The organism is Hylemonella sp. GW821-FHT10B10 (genome assembly GCF_059415585.1).
The window spans coordinates 813787-837660 of record NZ_JBWKNN010000001.1 but is presented as its reverse complement, the minus strand read 5'-3'; the positions used below and the strand labels follow the sequence as shown (position 1 = coordinate 837660).

Here is a 23874-nt window from a genome sequence, read left to right as displayed (position 1 = left end):
CCCGGTTCCTGTCTAATAATCCGTATCCTGAATGTGCAGGACGCATTCTCGCCCAGAATCATATTCACTAGAGGAGAACCACCCGTGACGCTACGTACCACGCCCCCCTTCCGCGCCGACCATGTCGGCAGCTTCCTGCGCCCCAAATACCTGCTGGAGGCCCGTGAGCAGAAAGCCAAGGGTGAAATCACGGCTGAACAGCTGCGCAAGGTCGAAGACAAGGCCATCACCGAGATCGTCAAGTTCCAGGAAGACGTGGGCCTGCAGAGCATCACCGACGGTGAGTTCCGCCGCACCTACTTCCACATCGACTTCCTGGAGCAGATCGGCGGCGTGCGCACCGACGTGCCGGTCACCATCGTCAAGCCTGACGGCACCAAGGAGCTGGCGCCCCCGGTGATGCGCGTGATCGACAAGGTGCGCCACGTCAAGGACATCCAGCGCGCCGACTTCGAATACCTCAAGAGCCAGATCAGCCCCGGCCGCGGCAGCGTGGCCAAGGTCACCATCCCCTCGCCCACCATGCTGCATTTCCGTGGCGGCCGTGCCGGCATCAGCAAGGAGCACTACCCCGAGCTGGACCCCGCCTTCTACGATGACGTGGCCAAGGCCTATGGCGACGAGCTGCGCAGCCTGGCCGCTGCCGGTTGCAGCTACGTGCAGATGGATGACACCAACCTGGCTTATCTGTGCGACGACAAGATGCGCGAAGCCGCCCGCCAGCGCGGTGACGACCCCAATGAACTGCCGCACCGTTATGCCATGTTCATCAACAAGGTCGTGGCCCAGAAGCCGGCCGGCATGACCCTGGCCATGCACTTGTGCCGCGGCAACTTCAAGAGCACGCATGCCGCCTCGGGCAACTACGAGCCGGTGGCCGAAGCCCTGCTCAAGGAAATGAACCTCGACGCCTATTTCCTGGAGTACGACGACGACCGCAGCGGCGACTTCCGCCCCCTGCGTTTCCTCGCCCCGGGCAAGATCGTGGTGCTGGGCCTGGTGACCACCAAGTTCGGCAAGCTCGAAACCAAGGACGAACTCAAGCGCCGTATCGACGAGGCCGCCAAGTACGTCGCCATGGACCAGCTCTGCCTGTCACCGCAGTGCGGTTTCTCCAGCACGGTGCACGGCAATGACATCGCCGTGGAAGACCAGCGCGCCAAGCTGCGACTGGTGGTGGAAACGGCCCAGGAGGTGTGGGGCAAGGCCTGATACCAGGTCCTGACCGGAACGGGGGCGGCCTGCAGGCCGCCCTTTTTTATGCGCTGGCCTTGGCCGCGCGGTCCTTGACGAAGTTGTAGCCGAAGTCCATCGCTGCTTCGAGCGAAAGTTCGATGGCATGGCGCTCGTGCTCGGTCAGGTAGAACATCAAGTCCACGTCATGCCGCACATACCGCGCAGGCAGCCGGTTGAGCGCCACGCAGGCCACGTCGGCCAGCATGTCGGGGGTCATGCCCGGCCAGCGGGGGGCACGGCGCAGCACTTCCTCGAACACCAGGCGTTCGTAGTAGTTGTGGACCTGCTCGAAATTGCTGATCATGGAAAATCTCCAGGGGAACTGCCGGTGACCTTAGCAGTTCCCGCGCGGCCTGACAAGGCCGCGCGCCTCAACGCTACCTCAGCTCAGACCCAATAGGCGCACCGCATTGCCCTTGAGGATGCCGGGCATGACCTCAGGCTTGAAGCCGGCTTCCTCGAAGTCCTTCATCCAGCGCTCGGGTGTGATCAGCGGATAGTCCGAACCGAACAGGATGCGGTCCTTCAGCAAGGTGTTGGCGTACTGCACGAGCTGCTTGGGGAAGTACTTGGGGCTCCAGCCGGACAGGTCAATCCAGACGTTGGGCTTGTGTGTGGCGACCGACAGGGCCTCGTCCTGCCAGGGGAAGCTCGGATGCGCCATCACGATCTGCATGTCGGGGAAGCTGATGGCCACATCGTCCAGGTGCATGGGGTTGCTGTACTCCAGACGCAGGCCGCCGCCGCAGCGCATGCCGCTGCCGATGCCGCTGTGGCCGGTGTGGAAGATGGCCGGCATCTTGTACTCGGCGATCACTTCATAGATGGGCCAGGCCATCTTGTCGTAGGGGTGGTAGCCCTGCACCGTGGGGTGGAACTTGAAGCCCTTGACGCCGTGCTCCTCGATCAGGCGGCGCGCCTCGCGCGCGCCCATCTTGCCCTTGTGCGGGTCGATGCTGGCGAAGGCCATCATCATGTCGCTGTTGGCCTTGGCCGCCTCGGCGATCTCCTCGTTCGGGATACGGCGGCGGCCCAGCTGGGACTCACTGTCTACCGTGAACATGATCAGGCCGATCTTGCGTTCGCGGTAGTAGGCGATGGTCTCGGCTATGGTCGGGCGGCGGTTGGAACGGAAGTACTTGTCCGCCGCGCGGTCGTACTCCTCGCCGTAGTTGTCGAAAGGGTTCCAGCAGCTGACTTCAGCATGCGTGTGGACATCGATGGCGATGAGGTTCTTGTGGTCCATGACCGTCTCCTGGCGGGGGATGCCGAGCTCAACATCCTAGGGTAAACACTGATGAAAAGCGAGTGTCGCTCGCTTGAATTGGTTATATTTCATAACCATAATCGATTCCAGAAAGAAACGCAATATGAAGAACCCCGACCTCCATTTCGAGCGCCGCGGCGAGCAGCAGGAAGTTGCTGTCATTCGCCTGACGCGACCCGCCAAGCGCAATGCGCTCAACGACGCACTGATCTTGGCCATCCGTGACCTGTTCGAGAACCTGCCCGAAGGCGTGCGCGCCGCCGTGATCGACGGTGAGGGCGAGCATTTCTGCGCTGGCCTGGACCTCAGTGAACTGAAAGAACGCGACGCCGGCCAGGGCCTGCACCATTCCCGCATGTGGCATGCGGCGCTGGAGCGCGTGCAGTATGGCCCGGTGCCCGTGATCGCCGCGCTGCACGGCGCGGTAGTGGGCGGCGGCCTCGAGCTGGCCAGCGCCTGCCATATCCGCGTGGCCGATGAGTCCACCTTCTACGCCCTGCCTGAGGGCTCGCGCGGCATCTTCGTCGGCGGCGGCGGCGCGGTGCGCATCCCGCGCCTGATCGGTGCCTCCCGCATGGCCGACATGATGCTGACCGGCCGTGTCTACAACGCGGCCGACGGCGAAAAGATCGGCATGGCCCAGTACCTGGTGCCGCAGGGCACGGCCTTCGACAAGGCCTTCGAGCTGGCCCAGCGCGTGGCGCAGAACGCCCCTCTCACCAATTACGCCCTGATCCACGCCCTGCCGCGCATCGCCGAGCAGCCGGCCGACCAGGGTTTCCTGACCGAAGCCATGATGGCCGCCATCGCCCAGAGCGCCCCCGAGGCCAAACAACGCGTACGCGCCTTCCTGGACGGCAAGGCCGCCAAGGTCAGCAAGGGCTGACATCTTCCCGGATACGAACGACCCATGAGCGAGACAAAGACAACAACCGCCCCGCGCTACCGCCCGGTGCCCTTCGGCGTGACCCGTGTGCAGGTGCGCGACGGCAAGCCCGGCACCCGCTATGTGCAGGCCGAACTGCCGCTGGGCGCCTACGCCCGGCGCCTGAGCGACTTCCTGGTCCACTGGGCCGAGGCCGAGCCCGAGCGCACCTTCATGGCCCGCCGCGAGCAGCTGGGCGAGGGCCGTACCGGCGAGTGGCAGCGCATCAGCTACGCGCAGGCGCTCGATGCCGCGCGCCGCATCGGCCAGGCCCTGCTGGACCGCAAGCTCAGCGCCGAACGCCCCGTGGTGATCCTGAGCGAGAACACGCTGGAACACGCCATGCTGTCGCTGGGCTGCATCTACGCCGGCGTGCCCTACTGCCCGGTCTCCCCGGCTTATGCCACTGTGAGCCAGGATTACGACAAGCTCAGGCACGTGCTGGACACCCTGACCCCGGGGCTCGTGTTCGCCGCCGACGGTGCGCGTTATGGCCGCGCCGTCACCGCCACCGTGGGCAGCGATGTGGAAGTCGCGCTCGCCCAGGGCAGCATCGAAGGACGCCAGACCACGCCCTTCTCCGCATTGCGCGAGACCGTCGCCACAGCCACGGTGGACACGGCCATGCACGCCGTGCGCCCCGACACCATCGCCAAGTTTCTCTTCACCTCGGGCTCGACCAAGATGCCCAAGCCGGTGATCAACACCCACCGCATGTGGTGCGCCAACCTGCAGCAGATCACGCTGTCCATGCCCGTCATCGCCGAGGCCCCGCCGATCTTCGTGGACTGGCTGCCCTGGAACCACACCTTCGGCGGTAACCACAACGTGGGCCTGACGCTGAAACACGGCGGCACGCTCTACATCGACGACGGCAAGCCCACGGCCGCGCTGATCGGCGAGACCCTGCGCAACCTTCGCGAGATCGCCCCCACGCTGTACTTCAACGTGCCCACGGGCTTCGAGATGATCGCCCAGGCCATGAAGACGGATGAGGCACTGCGCAAGAAGCTGCTCTCGCGCGTGCGCATGTTCTTCTACTCGGGCGCCGGTCTGGCCCAGCCGGTGTGGGACAGCCTGCACCAGACCGCCGAAGCCGAAGTCGGCGAGCGCATCGTCATGGCCACCGGCCTGGGCATGACCGAATCTGCCCCCTCGGCCATGTTCACCAACAGCCCCAACGTCAAGGCCGGCGACATCGGCGCGCCCGTGCCCGGCATGACCCTCAAGCTGGTCGAGGTGGATGGCAAGACCGAGGTGCGCTACAAGGGCCCGAACGTCACACCCGGCTACTGGCGCTCCGAGCAGGCAACGCGCGAGACCTTCGACGAAGAAGGGTATCTATGCACCGGCGACGCCGTTCAGTGGATCGACCCGCAGGACATCCACCGCGGCCTGAAATTCGACGGTCGTATTGCCGAGGACTTCAAGCTCGCCACCGGCACCTTCGTGAGCGTGGGCCCCATGCGCGCCAAAATCATCGTGACCGGCGCGCCCTATGTGCAGGACGTGGTACTGACGGGCCTGAACATGAAAGAAGTCGGCGCGCTGATCTTCCCCTCGCCCGCCTGCCGCGCTGTCAGCGGCCTGCCGGCCGATGCATCGTGGGAAGCCGTGCTGGCCAGTGCTCCGGTGCGCGACCGCCTGCAGGCCGTCATCAACGAACTGGCCCGCCAGGCCACCGGCAGCGCCAACCGCATTGCGCGCGCTCTGCTGCTGGCCGAACCGCCCTCGATCGACAAGGGTGAGGTCACGGACAAGGGCTCGATCAATCAGCGTGCCGTGCTCAAGCACCGCGATGCGCTCGTGCAGGCCCTGCACGATGGCAGCGCCCCCGGCATTCTCCAACCGCAAGCCTGAGACCACACACCATGAAGATTGAAGGACAAGCAGCACTCGTCACCGGCGGCGCCTCCGGCCTCGGGGAAGCCACGGCGCGTGAGCTGGCCCGTCTGGGCGCCAAGGTCGCGGTACTCGACGTCAATGCAGCACTGGCCGAGAAAGTGGCCGCCGAGATTGGTGGCATCGCCTGCGTCTGCGACATCACCAGCACCGATAGCGTCACCGCCGCGCTGGCCAAGGCCGCTGCCGCCCACGGCCCGGCGCGCATCCTCATGAACATCGCCGGCATCGGCTCGGCCAAGCGCATCGTCGGCAAGGACGGCAAGCCCGCACCGCTGGAAGACTTCACGCGTGTGGTCAACGTCAACCTGATCGGCAGCTACAACATCAGCCGCCTGTTCGCGGCCGCCTGCGTGGCCTTGCCACCGCTGGACGACGGCGAGCGCGGTGTGATGATGTTCACCGCCTCGGTCGCCGCCTTCGACGGCCAGGTCGGCCAGCAGGCCTACAGCGCATCGAAGGGCGGCCTGGTCGGCATGACCCTGCCCATGGCGCGCGACCTGGCCCAGCACGGCATCCGCGTCTGTACCGTGGCACCCGGCCTCTTCGCCACGCCGCTCATGAAGGAGTTGCCCGAGGAAGTACAGGCCTCGCTGGCCGCCTCCATCCCCTTCCCCAAGCGCCTGGGCCACCCCGAAGAGTTCGCCCAGCTCGCAGCCCACGTTGTCACCAATGGTCACCTCAATGGCGAGGTGATCCGCCTGGATGGCGCGCTGCGCATGGCGCCGCGCTGAAACCCTTTTTCGTTCCCGTTCCCCACCACCAACCACTGCACAGGAGACAAACCATGATGCAACGTCGCACTTTCGTCCAGGCCGCCGCCAGCGCCACCGCGCTGGGCGCGCTCACGCCTTACGCCGCCCTGGCCCAGCTCATTGACCAGGTCAAGATCTTCTATGGCTTCCCCGCCGGCAGCGCTGGCGACAGCGTGGCACGCCGCGTCGCTGAAAAAATCGGCGGCACGCCTTACAGCAAGACGCCCGGCTTTGTGGAAAACAAGCCGGGTGCCGGCGGCCGCATCGCCGTCGAAACGCTGAAGAACTCACCCGCCGACGGCTCGGTGCTGGCCCTGGCGCCGGTCTCGGCCCTGACCGTGTATCCCTACATCTACCCCAAGCTGGCGTACAAGCCGGAAGACGTGACCCAGGTGTCCATCGGCGCCATCATGTTCCACGGCCTGGCCGTGGGCCCGGCCGTGCCGGCCGAGGTCAAGACGCTGAAGGACTTCCTCGCCTGGGCCAAGGCCAATCCCGGACAGGCCAACTACGGCACGCCAGGTGCCGGCTCCATGCCCCACCTGCTGGGTGCGCTGCTGGGCCTGCGCGCTGGCGTGGAACTCAAGCAAGTGCCCTATCGCGGCACGGTGCCCAGCATCACCGACCTGGTCGGTGGCCAGATCGCCGCCGCGATGAACCCCAGCGGCGACTACCTGCAGCACATGAAGACCGGCAAGGTGCGCGTGCTCGCCACATCGGGCAAGAAGCGATCGCCCTTCCTGCCCGACGTGCCGACCTTCACCGAACTCGGCTACCCCGACGTGACCTCGGAGGAATGGTTCGGCTTCTACGCGCCGGCCAAGACGCCGGCAGCCACCATCGCCACGGCCAACGCTGCCATCATGGCCGCGCTGAAGGACAAGACCGTGGTTGACGCCCTGGCAACGGTCGGCCTGGTCGCCCACGGCAGCACGCCGCAGGAGATGGCCGCGGACCAAAAGGCCGAGTACGAGCGCTGGGGACCGCTGGTCAAGCAGATCGGCTTCACGGCCGAATCCTGAAGGTCTGCGGACCGCCCTAGCGGCCCGCAGGTCCCTCGCCCCGAATGCTGCAAGCGCCTTCATCCGCCCACCGGCGGGTCGGGGCGTTTGCGCTCCAATCGTGCCTTGAACCCTGACCTTCTGGAGTCGTCCCATGAAGCATCGCCCCTACCCCCTTCTGCTGCTCGTGCCGGCCGCGCTGCTGCTGGCCTCCTGCAGCAGCACCCAGCCGGTTGCCTCCCCGCCGGTCCTGGGCGCCAGTCGCGGCGCCCTGCTGCAGACCTGCGAGGGCCTGCTGGCCGGCTTCCGTCATGAGCAGACGCAGATCGATGCGGTGACGGCGGTGACCGAGGGCGCGCTCAAGCAGGGTACGCAGCCCATGCCGGCCCACTGTCTGGTCAAGGGCAGCATGCACAAGCGCAAGGGCAGCGACGGGCGCGACTACGCCATCGGTTTCGAGATGCGCCTGCCCCAGGCCTGGAATGGACGTTTCTATTACCAAGGCAACGGCGGACTGGACGGCAATGTGCAGCCCGCGCTCGGCGCATTGGGCGGCGGACCACTGAGCGGCGCGCTGTTCCAGGGTTTTGCCGTCATCAGTTCGGACGCCGGCCACACCGGCGCACAGACGCCCTACTTCGGGCTCGAGCCCCAGGCCCGCCTGGACTACGGCTACCAGGCCGTGGCCAAGCTCACGCCCATGGCCAAGGACCTGATCCGCACCGCCTATGGCAAGGGGCCGGACCGCTCCTACATCGGCGGCTGTTCGAACGGTGGACGCCACGCCATGGTGACCGCGGCGCGCCTGGGTGAGCAGTACGACGGTTACCTGATCGGCGCGCCCGGCTACCGCCTGCCCCGGGCCGCCCTGGCCCAGCTCTGGGGCGCGCAGCAATTCAGCGCCCTGGCCACGCCGGGCGCTACCACGCCCCACCCCTTGGCCCCGCAGGGGCGCATCCCTGATCTGAGCAGCGCCTTCACGCCGCAGGAGCGCCAGACCGTGGCCCAGGCCATCCTGGCCAAGTGCGACGCCCTGGACGGCGCGCGCGACGGCATGGTGCTGGACGTGCAGGCCTGCCAGGCCCGCTTCAATCTGCAGACCGATGTGCCCAGCTGCAGCGGCGAGCGCAATGGCCAGTGCCTGAGTGCCGCGCAGAAACAAGTGCTGGGCACACTCTTCAGCGGCGCGCGCAGCAGCAGCGGCCAGCCGCTGTACGCACCCTTCCCCTATGACAGCGGCCTCGTCGGCGCCAACTGGGGCACCTGGAAGTTCGTGAACTCGCTGGCACTGGACCCGCTGTCGGTAGGCACGGTGTTCAGCGTCCCGCCGGGCCGGGTCGATCCGCTCAAGGAAGACCTGGGTGCGCGGCTGGCGCTGTTCAACGCCACCGATGCAACCTACAAGGAATCGGGCCTGTCGCTCATGACACCGCCCGGCCATGAGCAGCCAGCCAACCTGGCCCCGTTGCGCGCACGTGGCGCCAAGATGCTGCTCTACCACGGCGTGAGCGATGCGGTGTTCTCGGCCGAAGACACCCGGCAGTGGATCGGAGCCCTGGGCAAGGCCCTGGGCGGCCCGGTCGACGATTTCGCCCGCTACTTCCCCGTGCCCGGCATGAACCACTGCAGCGGCGGCCCGGCCACCGACCAGTTCGACCTGCTCGGCCCCCTGGTGCAGTGGGTGGAACAGGGCTTGGCACCTCAGGGTGTACCGGCGACGGCGCGCGGCGCAGGCAATGCGGGCGGCGTCAACGCCGAGCTGCCGCAGGACTGGTCTGCCACCCGCAGCCGCCCCCTGTGCGCCTACCCGGCCGTGGCCCGCTACAAGGGCGAAGGTTCGCTGGAAGAAGCCGGCAGCTTCGTTTGCCAATAAGCTCGCCGATGGACTACCGCCCCCCGCTCGAAGACATCCAGCGCTTGCTGATGGGCGTGCTGGATGCCCCCACCCAGTTGCAGGCCCTCCCCGCTTTTGCCGAAGTGGACGCTGCACTCATGCAGCAGGTGCTGGAAGAAGCCGGCAAGTTCGTTGCCAGCGAGATCGCGCCGCTGCAACGCGTGGGTGATGAGATTGGTGCCCGCTTCGAACGCGGACAGGTCACCATGCCCCCGGGGTTTCGTGATGCCTACCGGGCCTTCTGGCAGGCAGGCTGGCCCGCGCTGGCCTGCGCCCCCGAGGACGGTGGCCAGGGCCTGCCCGCTGTGCTGGAGGCCGTGCTCTATGAGATGCTGAGCGCGGCCAACCACGGCTGGACCATGGCGCCCGGCCTGCTGCACGGCGCCTACGAATGCCTCAAGCACCACGGCAGCACGGAGCTGAAAACCCGCTACCTGGAAAAGATCGCCACTGGTGAGTGGCTGGCCACCATGTGCCTCACCGAACCGCAGGCCGGCAGCGACCTGGGCCTGGTGCGCACGAAAGCCCTGCCGCAGGCCGACAGCAGCCACCTTGTGTCCGGCGGCAAGATCTTCATCTCGGGTGGTGAGCACGACCTCAGCGACAACATCGTGCACTTCGTGCTGGCCCGTCTGCCCGATGCGCCGCCCGGTCCCAAGGGCCTGTCGCTGTTTCTCGTCCCCAAGCTGCTGCCCGACGACCGCCGCAACGGGGTGCATTGCGAGCGCATCGAAGAAAAGATGGGCCTGCACGGCAGCCCCACCTGCGTGCTGCGCTTCGAGGACGCCACGGGCTGGCTCGTAGGCGAGCCGCACCGCGGCCTGAACGCCATGTTCGTCATGATGAACGCCGCCCGCCTGCACGTGGGCCTGCAGGGCATCGCCCTGCTCGAGGCCGCCTGGCAGAAGGCCCATGCCTATGCGCAGGAACGGCGCCAGATGCGCGCGCCCGGCGCCACACAGACCAGCCTGATCGAGGACCACCCGGCCATCCAGCGCATCCTCGCCACGCAGCGCGCCTGGATCGATGGCGGCCGCCTGCTGGCCTACCGCACGGCCATTGAGCTCGACATGCTCAAGCACCACCCCGATGCGGCACGGCGGGAATCCGCACAGCGCTGGTGCAGCCTGGTCACGCCCGTGCTCAAGGCCGCCTGGACGAACCAGGGCTTCCATGGCGCCAGCGCCTGCCTGCAGGTCTTCGGCGGCCACGGTTATGTACGCGAATGGGGTATCGAGCAGATCGTGCGCGACGCGCGCGTGACCATGATTTACGAAGGCACCAACGAGATCCAGGCCATCGACCTGCTGGTGCGCAAGGTGCTGCCCGACGGGGGAGCAGCGCTGGCTGCGCTGCTCGACACGCTGGCCGCCGAAGGCCCGCTGCCGACCGCAGTCACCCAGCGCTTCGATGAGCTGCGCAGGGCCACGGACCGTCTGGGCCGTGCTGCGGCCGCGCACGCCGACCTGCCCTATTGGGTGGCCGATGACTATCTGCAGGCCCTGGCCCTGGCCCTGCTGGGCTGGGCCGGCGCATGCCTGGCCACCGGCCTGCCGCGGTGGGAAGCTCCTGCACGCGCCCTACGGCTCTGGGTACTGCCAGAATTCAACCTGCGCCTGCAGATCATCGAACAACAAATCTCGGAAACCGAGACAACCGCCCCGGCGCGCCCCGCCGCATGACACCATGGCCACCAGCCGCAAACCCACCCCGGACACCGCCGTCGAAGAGGTCGACACCAGCTACCTGGAAGGCCTGGTCGGCTACAACGCCCGACGCGCCACCCTGGTCATCGTCGACGCCTTCCTGCGAAACATGGCGGTCTACGGCCTGCGCCCGGTGGATTTCTCGGTGCTCTCGCTGATCGCGCACAACCCGGGCATCACCTCGCGCCAGCTGTGCACCACGCTCAACATACAGCCGCCCAATCTGGTGGGCATGATCAGCCAGCTGCAAAGGCGCGAGCTCATCACGCGTCGGCCCCACCCCCATGATGGCCGTGCCATGGGACTGCACCTGACGGCCGAGGGTCGCAAGATGATGAAACAGGCCGAAGCCACGGCCTCCGAGCTGGAGGAGACCGCCACGGCCCGGCTCAGCCCGGCCGAGCGCAAGACGCTGATGCAGTTGCTCAAAAAAATTTATATTTGACGACTTTTGTCACGCTCCATGGTGACAGCGAGCCGCTGGGGTACCTGAGGGAATACCCGTCAGCTATTAATCTTGTAGCAGTCTGGAATCTGCGCTATAGTCCGCCTTCGCCTCGTCTGCTTGCTGTACAGCGGCTGCATCAGGCTCAGGGAGGGTGCGCCAGGCCTCAGGTCTGGCGTTTCAAGGAGTGCTGTGGAATGAGCTACAAGGAAAACGCCGCCATTGGTCAGCTGCTGGCTCTGCTGGAGTCGCGCTACGCCATGCGCGTGCTGTGGGCCCTGCGTGACGGCCACGCCCAGACCTTCCGCCTGCTGCAGGACAGCGTGGGCGGCATCACCCCCAACACCCTGAACACCCGTATCAAGGAGCTGCGCGAAGCCGGTCTGCTCAGCCACGGCAGCGAAGGCTATCTGCTGACCGGCACAGGCACCGAGCTGACCCGCCGCATGGGCGAACTTCCCCCCTTTGCCACCAAGTGGCTGGCCAGCCAGGCGCGCAAGGCGCGCTGAGCCCCGCCATCCGGTCTTCAGCCGGCCTTCAACTGGCATAATTCGCCCTTCGCCAGCTGGCGTGCGGGCTTCTGACCGGCGCCGTCAGCTATCAAATAAATAGCAAGAAGGACCGCGCCATGGCCACCATCACCACCCCCTCGGGCCTGCAGTACGAAGACACGGTGCCCGGTACCGGCGCCGAAGCCAAAAGCGGCCAGGACGTGACCGTTCACTACACCGGCTGGCTCTACAACAATGGCGTGCAAGGCGCCAAGTTCGACTCCAGCAAGGACCGCAACGACCCCTTCGAGTTCTCCCTGGGCGCCGGCATGGTGATCCGTGGCTGGGACGAGGGCGTGGCCGGCATGAAGATAGGCGGCACCCGCGTGCTGGTCATCCCCGCGGCCCTGGGCTACGGTGCCCGTGGCGCTGGCGGCGTGATTCCCCCCAACGCCACCCTGAAGTTCGAGGTCGAACTGCTGGCCCTGGCCGGCTGACCCTCCCACCGGCCGCCCAGCGGCCGGTCCCGTTGTACCCCCTTGAAATGCCGGATTCCGCCCCCAAGTCGGCGGCTGATCTTCATTTCCCCCGAAAAATGACCGACCCGCAAGCCACTCCCACGCCCGACCAGGCCACTGACGGCATCGCCGCCGATCCCTTGACGCAGGCCCAGGCCGAATTGGCCGAACTCAAGGCCAAAAGCGCCGAGCTGGCCGACCAGTTCCTGCGCGCCAAGGCCGAGGCCGAAAACGCCCGCCGCCGCGCCGAAGAAGACATCAGCAAGGCCCGCAAGTTCGCCGTGGAAGCCTTTGCCGACAGCCTGCTGCCCGTTACCGACAGTCTGGAGGCGGGTCTGACCATCAAGGACGCCACCCCCGAGCAGATCCGCGAGGGTGCCGAAGCCACCCTGCGCCAGCTCACCGCAGCTCTGGAGCGCAACAAGGTCATCGCGATCAACCCGGCCGCCGGCACCAAATTCGACCCGCACCAGCACCAGGCCATCAGCGTCGTGCCGGCCGATCAGGAAGCCAACACCGTGGTCAGCGTGCTGCAAAAGGGCTACACCATCGCCGAGCGCGTGCTGCGTCCGGCACTTGTGACCGTCGCCGCGTCCAAATAAGGGCTTGAAACCGGCCAGGTTATCCACAAGTACGACACATCCGAATTTCCAAGCATCTCAGGAGTAAGAACATGGGCAAAATCATCGGCATCGACCTCGGCACCACCAACAGCTGCGTCTCCATCATGGAGGGCAACAGCACCAAGGTGATCGAGAACGCGGAAGGTGCGCGCACCACCCCCTCCATCGTCGCCTACCAGGAAGACGGTGAAGTGCTGGTCGGCGCCTCGGCCAAGCGCCAGGCGGTCACCAATCCCAAGAACACGCTGTACGCGATCAAGCGCCTGATCGGTCGCAAGTTCACCGAGAAGGAAGTGCAGAAGGACATCGACCTGATGCCTTACAACATCGTGGCTGCCGACAACGGCGACGCCTGGGTGGAAGTGCGCGGCAAGAAGATCTCGGCCCAGCAGGTCAGCGCCGACATCCTGCGCAAGATGAAGAAGACCGCCGAGGACTACCTCGGCGAAGAAGTCACCGAGGCCGTGATCACCGTGCCGGCCTACTTCAACGACGCCCAGCGCCAGGCCACCAAGGACGCCGGCCGCATTGCCGGCCTGGACGTCAAGCGCATCATCAACGAGCCCACCGCCGCGGCCCTGGCCTTCGGCCTGGACAAGGGCGGCAAGGGTGACCGCAAGATCGCCGTGTACGACCTGGGCGGCGGCACCTTCGACGTTTCCATCATCGAGATCGCCGACGTCGACGGCGAGATGCAGTTCGAAGTGCTGTCCACCAACGGCGACACCTTCCTGGGCGGCGAAGACTTCGACCAGCGCATCATCGACTTCATCATCACCGAGTTCAAGAAGGACCAGGGCGTGGACCTGTCCAAGGACGTGCTGGCCCTGCAGCGCCTCAAGGAAGCCGCTGAAAAGGCCAAGATCGAGCTGTCCAGCTCGGCCGCCACCGACATCAACCTGCCCTACATCACGGCCGACGCCTCGGGTCCCAAGCACCTGAGCATCAAGCTGACCCGTGCCAAGCTCGAAAGCCTGGTCGAAGAGCTGATCGAACGCACCATCGCTCCCTGCCGCACGGCCATCAAGGACGCCGGTGTCTCCGTGGGCGACATCCACGACGTGATCCTGGTCGGCGGTATGACCCGCATGCCCAAGGTGCAGGACAAGGTCAAGGAGTTCTTCGGCAAGGAACCGCGCAAGGACGTCAACCCCGACGAAGCCGTGGCCGTCGGCGCCGCCATTCAGGGCCAGGTGCTCAGCGGTGACCGCAAGGACGTGCTGCTGCTCGACGTCACCCCCCTGTCCCTGGGCATCGAGACCCTGGGCGGCGTGATGACCAAGATGATCGCCAAGAACACGACCATCCCGACCAAGTTTGCACAGACCTTCTCCACTGCCGACGACAACCAGCCGGCCGTGACCATCAAGGTCTACCAGGGCGAACGCGAGATGGCTGCCGGCAACAAGTCCCTGGGCGAGTTCAACCTCGAAGGCATCGCCCCGGCCCCACGCGGCCTGCCGCAGATCGAGGTGACCTTCGACATCGACGCCAACGGCATCCTGCACGTGGGCGCCAAGGACAAGGCTACCGGCAAGGAAAACAAGATCACCATCAAGGCCAACTCGGGTCTGTCCGAGGAGGAAATCCAGAAGATGGTGAAGGACGCCGAGCTCAACGCGGCCGAGGACAAGAAGCGCCTGGAGATCGTGCAGGCCCGCAACCAGGCCGATGCCACCGTGCACGGCGTGCGCAAGAGCCTGGCCGAGCACGGCGACAAGCTCGATGCCGCCGAGAAGGAAAAGATCGAGGCTGCCGCCAAGGAGCTGGAAGAAGCCATCAAGGGCGAGGACAAGGCTGACATCGAGGCCAAGACCGAGGCCCTGATGCTGGCCAGCCAGAAGTTGGGCGAAAAGCTCTACGCCGAGCAGCAGGCTGCGGCGGGTGCCGCCGGCGGTGCGGCCCCGGGCGCCGAGCAGCCCCAGCAGGCCAGCCGTCCGGCCGACGACAATGTGGTGGACGCCGAAGTCAAGGAAGTCAAGAAAGGCTGAAGCCCCAACCGCGCGCCGCGTCCGCATGGTCCCCCAGGATCGTCGGCGCGGCGTTTTGCGTAGATGACCGGAACACCCCATGGCGACCAAAAGAGACTTTTACGAAATCCTCGGCGTGCCCAAGAACGCTTCCGAGGAGGAGATCAAGAAGGCCTATCGCAAGCTCGCGATGAAGCACCACCCTGACCGCAACCAGGGAGACAGCGCCAAGGCCGCCGAGGAAAAATTCAAGGAGGCCAAGGAGGCCTATGAGATGCTGTCGGACGCGCAGAAACGCGCGGCCTACGACCAGTACGGCCACGCCGGTGTGGACCCGAACATGCGTGGCGGCCCGGGCGACGGCTTTGGCGGCGGGTTTGCCGAGGCCTTCGGCGACATCTTCGGCGACATGTTCGGCCAGCAGCGCGGGCGTGGTGCCGGCGGCCGCCAGGTCTACCGTGGTAGCGACCTGAGCTACGCCATGGAAATCACGCTGGAAGAAGCGGCCCGCGGCAAGGACGCGCAGATCCGCATTCCCAGCTGGGACAACTGCGAAACCTGCCGCGGCAGCGGCGCCAAGCCCGGCACCCAGGTCAAGCCCTGCAGCACCTGCCACGGCTCGGGCTCGGTACAGATGCGCCAGGGTTTCTTCAGCGTGCAGCAGACCTGCCCGCACTGCCACGGCAGCGGCAAGATCATTCCTGAACCGTGCACGACCTGCCAGGGCCAGGGCCGCATCAAGCGCCAGAAGACGCTGGAGGTGAAGATCCCCGCCGGCATCGACGATGGCATGCGCATCCGCAGCGCCGGCAACGGCGAACCGGGCATGAACGGCGGCCCGCCGGGCGACCTCTACATCGAGATTCGCCTGCGCAAGCACGACATCTTCGAGCGCGACGGCGACGACCTGCATTGCGCCGTGCCCATCAGTTTCGTCACCGCGGCGTTGGGCGGCGAGATCGAGGTACCTACGCTTCAGGGCAAGGCCGCCATCGACATCCCCGAAGGTACGCAGACCGGCAAGCAGTTCCGACTGCGCGGCAAGGGTGTCAAGGGCGTGCGTGCCAGCTATCCGGGCGACCTGTATTGCCACATCACAGTGGAAACACCGGTCAAGCTCACCGAACACCAGCGCAAGCTGCTGCGCGAGCTGGGCGAATCCCTGCAGAAGGGTGGCGCCAAGCACTCGCCGGGTGAGGGCAGCTGGGCCGACCGGCTCAAGAGCTTCTTCAGCTGAGTCAGTTGCACTCCAGCCAGCCGCGACGGTGTCAGCCCTCGCGGCTTTTTCTTTTGACCTGCGTCGTGTTCGCAAGCGCAGCGCGCGGCTAAGATGCGCGCATGAGCGTCTCCATCACCTTCCTGGGCGGTGCCAGCACGGTCACCGGCTCCAAATACCTGGTGCGCCACGGCGCTGAAACCCTGCTGGTGGACTGCGGCCTGTTCCAGGGCTACAAGCAGCTGCGCCTGCGCAACTGGACTCCCCTGCCTGTGGCGCCCGACCAGATCGACGCCGTCATACTGACGCATGCCCATCTGGACCACAGCGGCTACCTGCCCCTGCTGGGGCGTGAAGGCTACGGCGGCCATGTGCATGCCACTCGCGGCACGCGCGACCTGTGTGCCATCCTGCTGCCCGACAGCGGCCACATCCAGGAGGAGGACGCGGCCTTCGCCAACCGCCACGGATTTTCCAAGCACGCCCCGGCCTTGCCGCTGTACACGCGCAAGGATGCGCTGGCCTGCCTCAAGCTGATCAAGGCACATGATTTCAACCACGGCTTCGAGCCCCTCAAGGGCTGGCGCGCCACCTTCCTGCGGGCCGGTCACATCCTCGGTGCGGCCAGCCTGCTGCTGGAAGTGGCAGGGCGTCGCATTCTGTTCTCGGGTGATCTGGGTCGTACAGATGACTTAATCATGAACCCGCCCGACCGCGCCCCCGCGGCCGACACGGTGGTGGTCGAATCCACCTATGGCGACCGTACCCACCCCAAGGAGGATGTGCTGGCCGAACTCGGCCCGGCCCTGCACCGCTTGGCCGGGCGCGGAGGCGTGGCGGTGATCCCGGTCTTCGCAGTCGGGCGCGCGCAGGAGATCCTGCACGCCATCGACCAGCTCAAGCTGCGCGGCGAGGTCCCGAAGAACCTGCCAGTGTTCCTGGACAGCCCCATGGCCGTCCATACCACCCACCTGTTCGACAACTACATGGACGAGCACCGGCTCGACGCCAGGGAGGTGCGCGCCCTGACGCACAGCGCCACCATGATCACCACGCCCGACGAGTCCAAGGCCCTGGCGCGCCGCCACGGTCCCATGGTCATCCTGGCCGCCAGCGGCATGGCCACCGGCGGGCGCGTGCTCCATCATCTGGCGCTGTATGCCGGGAATCACCGCAACATGATCGTTCTGACGGGTTTCCAGTCACCCGGCACCCGCGGCGCCACCCTGGCCAGCGGCGCGCCCTCGGTGCGTATCCACGGCAAGGATGTCAGTGTCAGCGCCGAGATCGTGCAACTGCAGTCGGCCTCGGCCCATGCCGATGCGCCCCAGCTCGAGGCCTGGCTGCGCACGCTGCCCACCCCGCCGGGCCAGGTCTACGTGGTGCACGGTGAAATCAACGCCGCCGACGCCCTGCGCCAGCGCATCGAGCACGGCCTGGGCTGGCGCGCCCTGGTACCTGAACATGGCGCCACCTGGCCGGCCTGAGGCCCTCACGCAGGGTTACCCCCTGTTACCTGACCCGCCCGCAATCGGTCAGAATGACGCGCCATGAGCCTGAGACTCTTCCATGTCACCGAATTCGCGCAATCGATGCTGTCGCCCGCCGACCAGCGCGAGGCGCGGCATCCGGCGCAACTCCTGCTGCTGGCCAGTCTCTGGCTGGCGCTGGCCGGCAATGCCCCCCTCTGGCGTGAGCTCAGCCGCCTGCCCATGGACTTCGGCTCCCTGCTGTGGATCGGCTTGTGTTTTGGCCTGCTGACGACCGCCGCCCTCGGCGTGCTGCTGAGTCTGCTGAACTGGGACTGGCTGCTGAAAACAGGCATCACCGTCTTGTTGTGGCTGGTCGCTCTCAATACGCTGCTCTTGTGGGCAGGTCATAGCTATCTGAGCGCCAGCCTGAAACCCGGTACCCTGCAGACGATCTGGACCCAGCTGCGTGCGATGCCGCTGTGGCAACCCCTGCTGGTCTTCGGACTGCTGGCGCTGGCGCCGTCGGTGTGGATGTGGCAGCTCAGTCTGCGCCGCGTTGCGGTGGCCAGCCGTCTGCCGCAAAACCTGCTGCTGCTGCTTGCCTTCTTTTGTCTGCTGGGCCTGGTCTGGTTCCTGGGCAAGGCGGCCCTGCTGCCACTGCTGCAGGACCAACCCCGCTGGCTCGAATTGCTCAGCCCTTTCAACACCTTGCTGAGCCTGCGCCACTGAGGCCTCCCCGGCAGTCCGCTCTTGTCAGCAGGCCTGCTTTCGTTATGATGGGCCGCGCGCCCTGGCACCGCAGCCGACACCTGGGGACGCAGGAGGCAAGCGTGGAACCCACGACAAGAGACGAGAAGTCCAGGAGCGACGAGGCGACTGATTTTCAGTCCCGGTTGATCAAGGCCATCTACGAGACCACTCCCGATGGCATCCTCGTCGTGGATGCCCAGGGCATGGTCGTTTCGCACAACCGCCAGTTCCTGCTGCTCTGGGACATTGCCCCCAGCCAACTGCACATGCGGGCCGACGGCACTGCCATCGGGGAATCGGATGCGCCCCTGCTGGCCGAAGTGGTGGCCCGTGTACAGAACCCGGCCGCTTTCCTGGAACGGGTGCGCGAGCTCTATGACAACCCGCAACTCACGGACCACAGCGAGATCGAGCTCAAGGACGGGCGCACGCTGGAGCGGCACTCCACCGTGCTGCGCGGGGAGCAGGAGGACTATCTCGGCCGCGTCTGGTTCTTCCGTGACATCACGGTACAGAAAGACCACGAAGCCGCGCTCATCCAGCTGGCGCGCAACGACCCGCTGACCGGCGTGTCCAACCGGCGCTATTTTTTCGAACGTGCCGAGCAGGAGTTCATGCGCAGCCGCAGGTACCAGACACCCCTGTCCATCGCGCTGATCGACGTCGACCACTTCAAGCACATCAACGACCAGCACGGCCATGCCGTCGGCGACGAGGTGCTCAAGCTGCTGAGCCAGAAAGTCTGTGCCCTGCTGCGTGAAAACGACCTGCTGGCACGCATCGGTGGCGAAGAATTCGCCATCCTGATGCCCAGCACCGGCCTGGCCGGGGCGGCGCTCATGGCCGAGCGGCTGCGCCTGGCGATCACCGTTGAGGCCACACCCGTGGCCGGTCAGATCCTGCACCTGCGTTTCAGTGCCGGCGTGACCGAGCTCAAGGCCCAGGACCAGTCCATCGAAGACTGCCTGCGCCGCGCCGACGAAGCCATGTACAAGGCCAAACAGGCCGGACGCGACCGCGTCGAAGCCTGCGCCTGAGCGCCGCTTCCGGCTTCAGACCCCGGCGGAGACGGCCAGCAGGCGCTCGCGCGCGGCGCGGTACTCGCGCCGCAGCTGCTCGACGAACTCTGCCGTGCCCTGCACCTGGGTGATGGCACCGATGCCCTGCCCCGAACCCCAGATGTCCTTCCAGGCCTTCTTGGCATCGCCACCGAAGTTCATCTTGCTCGGATCACTCTCGGGCAGCTGCTCCGGATCCAGGCCCGCGGCGCGGATGCTGGGCGCCAGGTAGTTGCCATGCACGCCGGTGAAGAGGTTGCTGTAGACAATGTCGTCTGAATTGCCCTCGACGATGGCCTGCTTGTAGGCATCCACCGCACGCGCTTCGTGGGTGGCGATGAAGGCCGTGCCCATGTACGCGAAATCCGCACCCATGGCCTGTGCGGCCAACACGGAGGCGCCGGTGCTTATCGATCCACTGAGCGCCAGCGGGCCGTCAAACCACTGGCGGATTTCCTGCACCAGGGCAAAGGGGCTCTTCACCCCCGCGTGGCCGCCGGCACCGGCCGCCACGGCGATCAGGCCGTCGGCGCCCTTCTCGACGGCCTTGTGCGCAAACTTGTTGTTGATGATGTCGTGCAGCACGACGCCGCCGTAGCTGTGCGCGGCCTGGTTGATCTCTTCGCGCGCACCCAGCGAGGTGATGATGACCGGCACCTTGTACTTCACGCACAGTGCCATGTCATGCTCGAGCCGGTCGTTGGACTTGTGCACGATCTGGTTGATGGCAAAGGGTGCGGCCGGACGGTCCGGATGCGCCTTGTTGTGCGCGGCCAGGGCCTCGGTGATCTCGGCCAGCCACTCGTCGAGCTGCGCAGCCGGGCGCGCGTTGAGCGCGGGCATGGCACCCACGACCCCGGCGATGCACTGGGCAATGACCAGCTTGGGGTTGCTGATGATGAAGAGCGGCGAGCCGATGATGGGCAGCGGCAGGTTCTGCAGGGATGCGGGGAGCTTGGACATCATGTCTCCGGAAGAAGGTTCAGGTCATTGTCATGAAAAACGGCTGCCGCCGATGTCGATCGGGCGACAGCCGTAAGCTATCAATTCAATAGCAGATTAGAAAGCATCCAGGGCCAGCGCCGTCACGCTGCCAGCACCTTCGACGATGCTGTCGCGCGCACCCGGGGCCTTGCTCAGGATGTGGTCGGCATAAAAACGTGCCACGGTGATCTTGCTCTGCATGAAGGCAGTGTCCACACCGCGGGCCAGTTCGGCCTGGGCCACCAGCAGCGCACGCGCCAGCTGCCAGCCAGCCATGAGGTTGCCCGCCAGCATCAGGTAGGGCACGCTGCCGGCGTAAACAGCGTTCGGGTCCTTCTGGGTCGACATGAACTCGACCACGTCGACAAATGCCAGCCGGGCCGCCGTCAGGCGCCTGGCCACGGCCAGGGCATCGGCACTGCCGTTTTTCCTGAGTTCGGCTTCGGTCACTTCGATCTGTTTGGCAATGGCCTTGGCGGTCTGGCCGCCATCGCGCAGGGTCTTGCGGCCCACGAGGTCGTTGGCCTGGATGGCCGTGGTGCCCTCGTAGATGGTCAGGATCTTGGCGTCGCGGTAGTGCTGGGCTGCGCCAGTCTCTTCGATGAACCCCATGCCCCCGTGCACCTGCACGCCCAGGCTGGTGACCTCCAGGCTCATCTCTGTGCTGTAGCCCTTGACCAGGGGCACCATGAATTCATAGAAGGCCTGGTTGGTCTTGCGCGCCTCGGCATCGTGATGGTGATGGGCGGCGTCGTAGGCCGCGGCCGCTACGGAGGCCATGGAACGGCAGCCCTCGACATAGGCGCGCATGGTCATGAGCATGCGTCGCACATCGGGGTGATGGATGATGGTAGCGCTGGTCTTGAGCGAACCATCGACCGGTCGGCTTTGCACACGATCCCGCGCATAGGCTACGGCCTGCTGGTAGGCGCGTTCGGCCACCGCGATGCCTTGCATGCCCACGGCGTAACGCGCCGCGTTCATCATGATGAACATGTACTCGAGCCCACGGTTCTCCTGGCCCACGAGGTAACCCACGGCGCCACCATGGTCGCCGTACTGCAGCACCGCGGTCGGGCTGGCCTTGATACCCAGCTTGTGCTCGATGCTCACGCAGTGCACGTCGTTGCGCGCGCCCAGCGAACCGTCCTTGTTGACGAGAAACTTGGGCACGACAAAGAGGCTGATGCCCTTGATACCCTCGGGCGCGCCGGTCACACGGGCCAGCACCAGGTGGACGATGTTGTCCGCCATGTCGTGCTCGCCATAGGTGATGAAGATCTTGGTGCCGAAGACCTTGTAGCTGCCGTCGGGCTGCGGCTCGGCGCGGCTGCGCACCAGGGCCAGGTCGGAGCCGGCCTGGGGTTCGGTCAGGTTCATGGTGCCGGTCCACTCGCCGCTGACCAGCTTCTCCAGGTAGGTGGCCTTGAGGTCATCGCTGCCTGCGGTCAGCAGAGCCTCGATGGCGCCGTCGCTGAGCAGGGGGCACAGTGCGAAACTCAGGTTGGCGCTGTTGACCATCTCGATGCAGGCCGCACCGATGGTCTTGGGCAAGCCCTGGCCGCCAAAGTCGGCCGGGTGCTGCAGGCCTTGCCAGCCACCTTCACCGAACTGGCGGAAGGCGTTCTTGAAACCGGGTGTGGTGGTGACCTTGCCGTCCTTCCAGCTCGAAGGATTCTTGTCCCCATCCACGTTGAGCGGCGCCACCACCTGCTCATTGAACTTGGCCGCCTCCTCGAGCACGGCCTGGGCCGTGTCGTAACCTGCGTCCTCAAAACCGGGCAGCTTCGCGATCTCTTCGATCTGCGCCAGGTGCTTGATGTTGAACAGCATGTCCTTGAGGGGGGCGGTGTAATTGCTCATGAGACGGTCTCCGGAAACAAAAAAAGGGCGTCACATGGTGACGCCCTTGCGACGAGAGATCAAAGGGCCTTGACCAGCTCGGGAATGGCGGTGAACAGATCGGCTTCCAGGCCGTAGTCGGCCACGGAGAAGATCGGGGCCTCGGGGTCCTTGTTGATGGCCACGATGACCTTGCTGTCCTTCATGCCGGCCAGATGCTGGATGGCGCCGCTGATACCTGCGGCGATGTAGAGCTGCGGCGCGACGATCTTGCCGGTCTGACCGACCTGCAGGTCGTTGGGTGCGTAACCCGCATCCACCGCGGCACGGCTGGCGCCAATGGCGGCACCCAGCTTGTCGGCCAGCGGGGTCATGACCTCGTTGAACTTCTCGCTCGAGCCCAGAGCGCGTCCGCCGGACACGATGATCTTGGCGGCAGTCAGTTCGGGGCGATCGTTCTTGGCGATCTCGGAACCGACAAAGCTGCTCTTGCCGCTGTCGGCTGCGGCTGCTGCGGTTTCCACCGCGGCGCTGCCACCGGTGGCGGCTGCGGGATCAAAACCCGTGGTGCGCACGGTGATGACCTTCTTGGCATCCGTGCTCTGCACGGTGGCAATGGCGTTGCCGGCGTAGATCGGGCGCTCGAAGGTGTCGGGGCTGTCCACCTTGGTGATGTCGGAAATCTGGCCCACGTCCAGCTTGGCGGCCACGCGCGGGGCCACATTTTTGCCCGAGGCCGTGGCCGGGAACAGGATGTGGCTGTAGTTGCCGGCAATGGCCAGCACCTGGGCCGCCACGTTCTCGGCCAAGCCGTGACCCAGCTGGGCGCCATCGGCATGGATGACCTTGCTCACGCCAGCGATCTGCGCGGCGGCAGCAGCGGCGGCAGCAGCGTTGTGGCCGGCCACCAGCACGTGGACGTCGCCACCGCAGGCCTTGGCTGCAGTGACGGTATTGAGGGTAGCGCCCTTGATGGACGCGTTGTCGTGTTCGGCAATAACAAGTGCAGTCATTTAGATCACCTTCGCTTCGTTCTTGAGCTTGGCCACCAGGGTAGCGACGTCGGGCACCTTGATACCGGCGCTGCGCTTCGGGGGTTCCGAGACCTTGAGGGTCTTGATGCGCGGGGCCACATTGACACCCAGGTCTTCGGGCTTGAGCGTGTCGAGCTGCTTCTTCTTGGCCTTCATGATGTTGGGCAGCGTGACGTAACGCGGCTCGTTCAGGCGCAGGTCGGTGGTGACCACGGCCGGCAGGCTGATGCTCAGGGTCTCCAGGCCGCCGTCAACTTCACGGGTGACCTTGGCCTTGCCGTCAGCGATCTCAACCTTGGAAGCGAAGGTGGCTTGCGGCAGGTCGGCCAGGGCGGCCAGCATCTGGCCGGTCTGGTTGCAGTCGTCGTCGATGGCCTGCTTGCCCAGAATGATCAGGCCGGGTTGCTCCTTGTCAACCAGCGCCTTGAGCAGCTTGGCCACGGCCAGGGGCTGCAGTTCTTCGCTGGTCTCGACCAGGATGGCGCGGTCGGCGCCGATGGCCATGGCCGTGCGCAGGGTTTCCTGGCACTGGGCCACGCCGCAGGAGACGGCGATGACCTCGGTCACCACGCCCTTTTCCTTCAGGCGGACAGCCTCTTCGACGGCGATCTCGTCGAAGGGATTCATGCTCATCTTGACGTTGGCGATATCCACACCGGTGTTATCCGACTTGACGCGGACCTTGACGTTGTAGTCGACCACGCGCTTGACGGGGACCAGGACTTTCATGGGAGCCACTCCTGCTAGTTGCAAATTCGGTTGTTGCGATTGACGTGAACGTCAAC

22 protein-coding genes are annotated in these 23874 nt (G+C 65.8%); 16 read left to right on the top strand and 6 right to left on the bottom strand.

The window, feature by feature from the left end; all coding sequences use genetic code 11:
- Positions 1 to 84: 84 nt before the first annotated feature.
- Positions 85 to 1212 (top strand): 5-methyltetrahydropteroyltriglutamate--homocysteine S-methyltransferase, encoded by a 1128-nt coding sequence (locus AC07NT_RS04105; protein WP_498597699.1) that lies wholly within the window; start codon positions 85 to 87, stop codon positions 1210 to 1212.
- A gap of 46 nt (positions 1213 to 1258) precedes the next feature.
- Here AC07NT_RS04105 and AC07NT_RS04100 read toward each other — a convergent pair whose 3' ends face one another.
- Positions 1259 to 1540: a late competence development ComFB family protein gene (locus AC07NT_RS04100; RefSeq protein WP_498597700.1), complete on the bottom strand. Its 282-nt coding sequence runs from the start codon at positions 1538 to 1540 to the stop codon at positions 1259 to 1261.
- Positions 1541 to 1618: 78 nt separating this feature from the next.
- Positions 1619 to 2482 (bottom strand): amidohydrolase family protein, encoded by an 864-nt coding sequence (locus AC07NT_RS04095; protein WP_498597701.1) that lies wholly within the window; start codon positions 2480 to 2482, stop codon positions 1619 to 1621.
- Between the two features lie 124 nt (positions 2483 to 2606).
- Between AC07NT_RS04095 and AC07NT_RS04090 the strand changes: the two genes are divergently transcribed.
- From AC07NT_RS04090 to AC07NT_RS04020, 15 genes are all read left to right on the top strand, one after another.
- Positions 2607 to 3389, top strand: coding sequence for a crotonase/enoyl-CoA hydratase family protein (locus AC07NT_RS04090; RefSeq protein ID WP_498597702.1), 783 nt, complete (start codon positions 2607 to 2609; stop codon positions 3387 to 3389).
- Positions 3390 to 3413: 24 nt separating this feature from the next.
- A complete protein-coding gene (locus tag AC07NT_RS04085) occupies positions 3414 to 5288 on the top strand; it encodes a feruloyl-CoA synthase (protein WP_498597703.1) in 1875 nt (624 codons plus the stop codon).
- Between the two features lie 11 nt (positions 5289 to 5299).
- The gene (locus AC07NT_RS04080; RefSeq protein ID WP_498597704.1) at positions 5300 to 6064 is read left to right on the top strand and encodes an SDR family NAD(P)-dependent oxidoreductase; all 765 of its coding nucleotides are present in this window, start codon (positions 5300 to 5302) and stop codon (positions 6062 to 6064) included.
- Positions 6065 to 6117: 53 nt separating this feature from the next.
- Positions 6118 to 7107 (top strand): tripartite tricarboxylate transporter substrate-binding protein, encoded by a 990-nt coding sequence (locus tag AC07NT_RS04075; protein ID WP_498597705.1) that lies wholly within the window; start codon positions 6118 to 6120, stop codon positions 7105 to 7107.
- Positions 7108 to 7240: 133 nt separating this feature from the next.
- Positions 7241 to 8959, top strand: a complete 1719-nt coding sequence (locus AC07NT_RS04070; protein ID WP_498597706.1) for a tannase/feruloyl esterase family alpha/beta hydrolase — start codon at positions 7241 to 7243, stop codon at positions 8957 to 8959.
- An 8-nt stretch (positions 8960 to 8967) separates the two neighbouring features.
- Positions 8968 to 10662 (top strand): acyl-CoA dehydrogenase family protein, encoded by a 1695-nt coding sequence (locus AC07NT_RS04065; protein ID WP_498597707.1) that lies wholly within the window; start codon positions 8968 to 8970, stop codon positions 10660 to 10662.
- Between the two features lie 4 nt (positions 10663 to 10666).
- Positions 10667 to 11131: a MarR family winged helix-turn-helix transcriptional regulator gene (locus tag AC07NT_RS04060; protein ID WP_498597708.1), complete on the top strand. Its 465-nt coding sequence runs from the start codon at positions 10667 to 10669 to the stop codon at positions 11129 to 11131.
- A gap of 197 nt (positions 11132 to 11328) precedes the next feature.
- Positions 11329 to 11640 (top strand): winged helix-turn-helix transcriptional regulator, encoded by a 312-nt coding sequence (locus AC07NT_RS04055; RefSeq protein WP_498597709.1) that lies wholly within the window; start codon positions 11329 to 11331, stop codon positions 11638 to 11640.
- Positions 11641 to 11759: 119 nt separating this feature from the next.
- Positions 11760 to 12119: an FKBP-type peptidyl-prolyl cis-trans isomerase gene (locus AC07NT_RS04050; protein ID WP_498597710.1), complete on the top strand. Its 360-nt coding sequence runs from the start codon at positions 11760 to 11762 to the stop codon at positions 12117 to 12119.
- A 98-nt stretch (positions 12120 to 12217) separates the two neighbouring features.
- Positions 12218 to 12742, top strand: a complete 525-nt coding sequence (gene grpE / locus AC07NT_RS04045) for a nucleotide exchange factor GrpE (RefSeq protein ID WP_498597711.1) — start codon at positions 12218 to 12220, stop codon at positions 12740 to 12742.
- Between the two features lie 71 nt (positions 12743 to 12813).
- Positions 12814 to 14754 carry a molecular chaperone DnaK gene (gene dnaK, locus AC07NT_RS04040; protein WP_498597712.1) on the top strand — a complete coding sequence of 647 codons (1941 nt, stop codon included), beginning with the start codon at positions 12814 to 12816 and terminating at the stop codon, positions 14752 to 14754.
- Between the two features lie 79 nt (positions 14755 to 14833).
- On the top strand, positions 14834 to 15970 hold the full coding sequence (gene dnaJ, locus AC07NT_RS04035; RefSeq protein ID WP_498597713.1) for a molecular chaperone DnaJ: 1137 nt from the start codon (positions 14834 to 14836) through the stop codon (positions 15968 to 15970).
- Between the two features lie 101 nt (positions 15971 to 16071).
- Positions 16072 to 17436 (top strand): MBL fold metallo-hydrolase, encoded by a 1365-nt coding sequence (locus tag AC07NT_RS04030; RefSeq protein WP_498597714.1) that lies wholly within the window; start codon positions 16072 to 16074, stop codon positions 17434 to 17436.
- 63 nt (positions 17437 to 17499) lie between these two features.
- Positions 17500 to 18150, top strand: a complete 651-nt coding sequence (locus tag AC07NT_RS04025; RefSeq protein WP_498597715.1) for a phosphoethanolamine transferase domain-containing protein — start codon at positions 17500 to 17502, stop codon at positions 18148 to 18150.
- Between the two features lie 101 nt (positions 18151 to 18251).
- The gene (locus AC07NT_RS04020; protein WP_498597716.1) at positions 18252 to 19208 is read left to right on the top strand and encodes a sensor domain-containing diguanylate cyclase; all 957 of its coding nucleotides are present in this window, start codon (positions 18252 to 18254) and stop codon (positions 19206 to 19208) included.
- A gap of 15 nt (positions 19209 to 19223) precedes the next feature.
- Here the strand turns inward: AC07NT_RS04020 and AC07NT_RS04015 are convergent, their stop codons facing one another.
- The 4 genes from AC07NT_RS04015 to AC07NT_RS04000 all read right to left on the bottom strand — a co-directional run bounded on the left by AC07NT_RS04015 (position 19224) and on the right by AC07NT_RS04000 (position 23818).
- On the bottom strand, positions 19224 to 20192 hold the full coding sequence (locus AC07NT_RS04015; protein WP_498598504.1) for an NAD(P)H-dependent flavin oxidoreductase: 969 nt from the start codon (positions 20190 to 20192) through the stop codon (positions 19224 to 19226).
- Positions 20193 to 20288: 96 nt separating this feature from the next.
- The gene (locus AC07NT_RS04010; protein ID WP_498597717.1) at positions 20289 to 22076 is read right to left on the bottom strand and encodes an acyl-CoA dehydrogenase; all 1788 of its coding nucleotides are present in this window, start codon (positions 22074 to 22076) and stop codon (positions 20289 to 20291) included.
- 59 nt (positions 22077 to 22135) lie between these two features.
- Complete coding sequence (locus tag AC07NT_RS04005; RefSeq protein ID WP_498597718.1) at positions 22136 to 23068, bottom strand: electron transfer flavoprotein subunit alpha/FixB family protein; 933 nt, start codon at positions 23066 to 23068, stop codon at positions 22136 to 22138.
- Complete coding sequence (locus AC07NT_RS04000) at positions 23069 to 23818, bottom strand: electron transfer flavoprotein subunit beta/FixA family protein (RefSeq protein ID WP_498597719.1); 750 nt, start codon at positions 23816 to 23818, stop codon at positions 23069 to 23071. It abuts the gene before it with no gap.
- Positions 23819 to 23874 lie beyond the last annotated feature (56 nt).

Bases quoted from the DNA above. Each gene is read 5' to 3' on its own strand.
- AC07NT_RS04000 (WP_498597719.1), bottom strand. From the start codon at position 23,818: ATGAAAGTCCTGGTCCCCGTCAAGCGCGTGGTCGACTACAACGTCAAG.
- AC07NT_RS04075 (WP_498597705.1), top strand. From the start codon at position 6,118: ATGATGCAACGTCGCACTTTCGTCCAGGCCGCCGCCAGCGCCACCGCG.
- AC07NT_RS04060 (WP_498597708.1), top strand. From the start codon at position 10,667: ATGGCCACCAGCCGCAAACCCACCCCGGACACCGCCGTCGAAGAGGTC.
- dnaJ (WP_498597713.1), top strand. From the start codon at position 14,834: ATGGCGACCAAAAGAGACTTTTACGAAATCCTCGGCGTGCCCAAGAAC.
- AC07NT_RS04095 (WP_498597701.1), bottom strand. From the start codon at position 2,482: ATGGACCACAAGAACCTCATCGCCATCGATGTCCACACGCATGCTGAA.
- AC07NT_RS04080 (WP_498597704.1), top strand. From the start codon at position 5,300: ATGAAGATTGAAGGACAAGCAGCACTCGTCACCGGCGGCGCCTCCGGC.
- AC07NT_RS04085 (WP_498597703.1), top strand. From the start codon at position 3,414: ATGAGCGAGACAAAGACAACAACCGCCCCGCGCTACCGCCCGGTGCCC.
- AC07NT_RS04030 (WP_498597714.1), top strand. From the start codon at position 16,072: ATGAGCGTCTCCATCACCTTCCTGGGCGGTGCCAGCACGGTCACCGGC.
- dnaK (WP_498597712.1), top strand. From the start codon at position 12,814: ATGGGCAAAATCATCGGCATCGACCTCGGCACCACCAACAGCTGCGTC.
- AC07NT_RS04100 (WP_498597700.1), bottom strand. From the start codon at position 1,540: ATGATCAGCAATTTCGAGCAGGTCCACAACTACTACGAACGCCTGGTG.
- AC07NT_RS04070 (WP_498597706.1), top strand. From the start codon at position 7,241: ATGAAGCATCGCCCCTACCCCCTTCTGCTGCTCGTGCCGGCCGCGCTG.
- AC07NT_RS04065 (WP_498597707.1), top strand. From the start codon at position 8,968: ATGGACTACCGCCCCCCGCTCGAAGACATCCAGCGCTTGCTGATGGGC.
- AC07NT_RS04005 (WP_498597718.1), bottom strand. From the start codon at position 23,068: ATGACTGCACTTGTTATTGCCGAACACGACAACGCGTCCATCAAGGGC.
- AC07NT_RS04025 (WP_498597715.1), top strand. From the start codon at position 17,500: ATGAGCCTGAGACTCTTCCATGTCACCGAATTCGCGCAATCGATGCTG.
- grpE (WP_498597711.1), top strand. From the start codon at position 12,218: ATGACCGACCCGCAAGCCACTCCCACGCCCGACCAGGCCACTGACGGC.
- AC07NT_RS04050 (WP_498597710.1), top strand. From the start codon at position 11,760: ATGGCCACCATCACCACCCCCTCGGGCCTGCAGTACGAAGACACGGTG.
- AC07NT_RS04010 (WP_498597717.1), bottom strand. From the start codon at position 22,076: ATGAGCAATTACACCGCCCCCCTCAAGGACATGCTGTTCAACATCAAG.
- AC07NT_RS04015 (WP_498598504.1), bottom strand. From the start codon at position 20,192: ATGTCCAAGCTCCCCGCATCCCTGCAGAACCTGCCGCTGCCCATCATC.
- AC07NT_RS04090 (WP_498597702.1), top strand. From the start codon at position 2,607: ATGAAGAACCCCGACCTCCATTTCGAGCGCCGCGGCGAGCAGCAGGAA.
- AC07NT_RS04055 (WP_498597709.1), top strand. From the start codon at position 11,329: ATGAGCTACAAGGAAAACGCCGCCATTGGTCAGCTGCTGGCTCTGCTG.